This window comes from Nostoc foliaceum FACHB-393, from assembly GCF_014698505.1.
Lineage (GTDB): Bacteria > Cyanobacteriota > Cyanobacteriia > Cyanobacteriales > Nostocaceae > Nostoc > Nostoc foliaceum_A.
Window position 1 is genome coordinate 1 of the sequence record NZ_JACJTD010000173.1, and the last position, 1,955, is coordinate 1,955.

The following is a 1,955-nucleotide window of genomic DNA, read 5'->3' on the forward strand; positions in this document are numbered from 1 at the left end:
TAAAAATTAATATATCAAGTTGATTGCTAGTTGTAATATATCTTCGTCACAACAGTGTAGACCCGAATCTGCATGAATCTAAAACTTGCGTGGACAGTAGGACTATTAACAGTAGCGATCGCTATCGCTGGTTTAGCTTCGGTATCTGCCCAGCATCCTTACACAACTCAATCAAAAGAACAAGAGAAAATATTTTTCGTTCCCCGCGACCGTCCTAAGTCTGGAGTCGGCTGGGAAATTACTACCACTTCTGGCGAAGCAGAGATAGCGCTGGCACAGCATCTGGTGAACATTGGAGCAAAGGAATATGTCGCATGGTGGTGTCCCCACTGTCATGAACAGAAGTTGCTCTTTGGTAAGCAAGCATATCAAATTATCAGCGATAGTATTAAGTTTGAGTGCGACAACAGAGGTGTTAATGCTCAACCTGATTTATGCAAAGCCGCAAATGTCTCTGCTTATCCCACTTGGGTCATCAATGGCAATCAATATAGTGGTGTACAAAATCTCAAAGACTTAGCGAGAATCTCTGGTTATAAAGGTAGTAATAATTTCAAGTATGTTCATGTGCCTCGATTTTTTTAGCGGCTCAATGCCCCATACATAAAACTTGAAATGTGCAAAGAGCAGGTTAAACGTTATTAATGCCAATCTTTTACTATCTCTTTTCGATAGCCTGATTGTATGGTGTTAGCGTTACCCACGTCAGAACATGACCAACTGCATAATTGTAAATAATTTGTTTATTTTTATCATTCTCCCAAAAACTTAAATCTCTATCAATCAGTTTTTGACTATTTTCTTCAGATTTTTTATGTATAACTAATTCGGTTCCATCTTCACCTTCTAAGCCTAATAATATCCCTTGATATAAGTATTCAGTAATATAGTAGGTAGCTAGCGTAAACAGGCGAATACATATTTCCCAAGAAGACTTTGACTCTCTAATAAATTTTAAAACATCTGAGCAGATTAAGCAGTGTAGTTTTCGGTTTAATTGACCTGTTACTTGTTCCATAAAATGCTTTTGGATACTAGAATTGGGCAATATTCGCCGCTTGTCTCCTAAATATATATGAGTTAACCAGACTGGTACTCCACTAAAAACGTAATCGATGATCTGAAAAATTTTTGGAGTGTAATCTTCTTCTACACGAAAGCTAGTAGCAAATAATTCCCCAATCTCTCGGTATTTGGGATCTAATGTTTCCAGAATCTCATTCACCTGAGAATTGGATACTTCGCAATGGTAGTTAGCCATTAACCCCCAAAATTCTCGGCGGATATATCGTGAACGAGCTTCTGTAATACTTTTTTGTAAATTCTTAACTTTGACGCTACTGTATCTACTCACTCGTTTCTCACAATACATCGCCAATTTCTTATCTACACTCCGCGGATGGCGAAAATGTGCTGATCTTTTTCTTAATGCCTCCGGTGAATTGGCAGGTATCCAATCTACAAAATTTCCGCACTCTACACATTGACATACTAGGTCACTTAAATCACTTGCATCTACATCAGTAGCTTGTAATAACTCTTGGTATTGATTATGCCTGAATACCCGCAGTGCTATATCCATTCCATACTTGCCCTTGATACATTTCAATTTCTTTGGTCTTGTAGTGAAATACTTCACCAACCAAGCCAACTGCTTAACTCACTTCAAACGATCTTGCTCCCAGAAAATCAACCTTGGCAAATCTATTCTTTCATGATCTAGCTAAGTTTAATCTGGTCTTCAAAAAGCGTTGTACTGTAAAGAAAATAAAACCCCGTTCTCCTGCCAAGTTCTTCCGTCTGAATTCACCTCAATCAACGGAATACTCAGGGCAAACGCATCTAAATATTGACGAGCCTGAATCAGGGTGAAATACGCCAAGACTCAAACTACATAAGGCTTTGAGGAAATTAAATCTCACTCATTATAAAAATGATAATCATTACGAGGGGGG

2 protein-coding genes are annotated in these 1,955 nt (G+C 38.2%); one reads left to right on the plus strand and one right to left on the minus strand.

What is annotated here, in order from left to right; genetic code table 11:
- Window positions 1-72: 72 nt before the first annotated feature.
- On the plus strand, window positions 73-585 hold the full coding sequence (locus H6G92_RS38695) for a hypothetical protein (RefSeq protein ID WP_390667910.1): 513 nt from the start codon (window positions 73-75) through the stop codon (window positions 583-585).
- A 73-nt stretch (window positions 586-658) separates the two neighbouring features.
- On the opposite strand, the gene H6G92_RS38700 is transcribed toward H6G92_RS38695, so the two are convergent.
- The gene (locus tag H6G92_RS38700; protein WP_190902130.1) at window positions 659-1,582 is read right to left on the minus strand and encodes a hypothetical protein; all 924 of its coding nucleotides are present in this window, start codon (window positions 1,580-1,582) and stop codon (window positions 659-661) included.
- Window positions 1,583-1,955 lie beyond the last annotated feature (373 nt).

What these genes read in the sequence shown, in the direction of transcription:
- H6G92_RS38695 (WP_390667910.1), top strand. Translation starts at nt 73, where the DNA reads ATGAATCTAAAACTTGCGTGGACAGTAGGACTATTAACAGTAGCGATC.
- H6G92_RS38700 (WP_190902130.1), bottom strand. Translation starts at nt 1,582, where the DNA reads ATGGATATAGCACTGCGGGTATTCAGGCATAATCAATACCAAGAGTTA.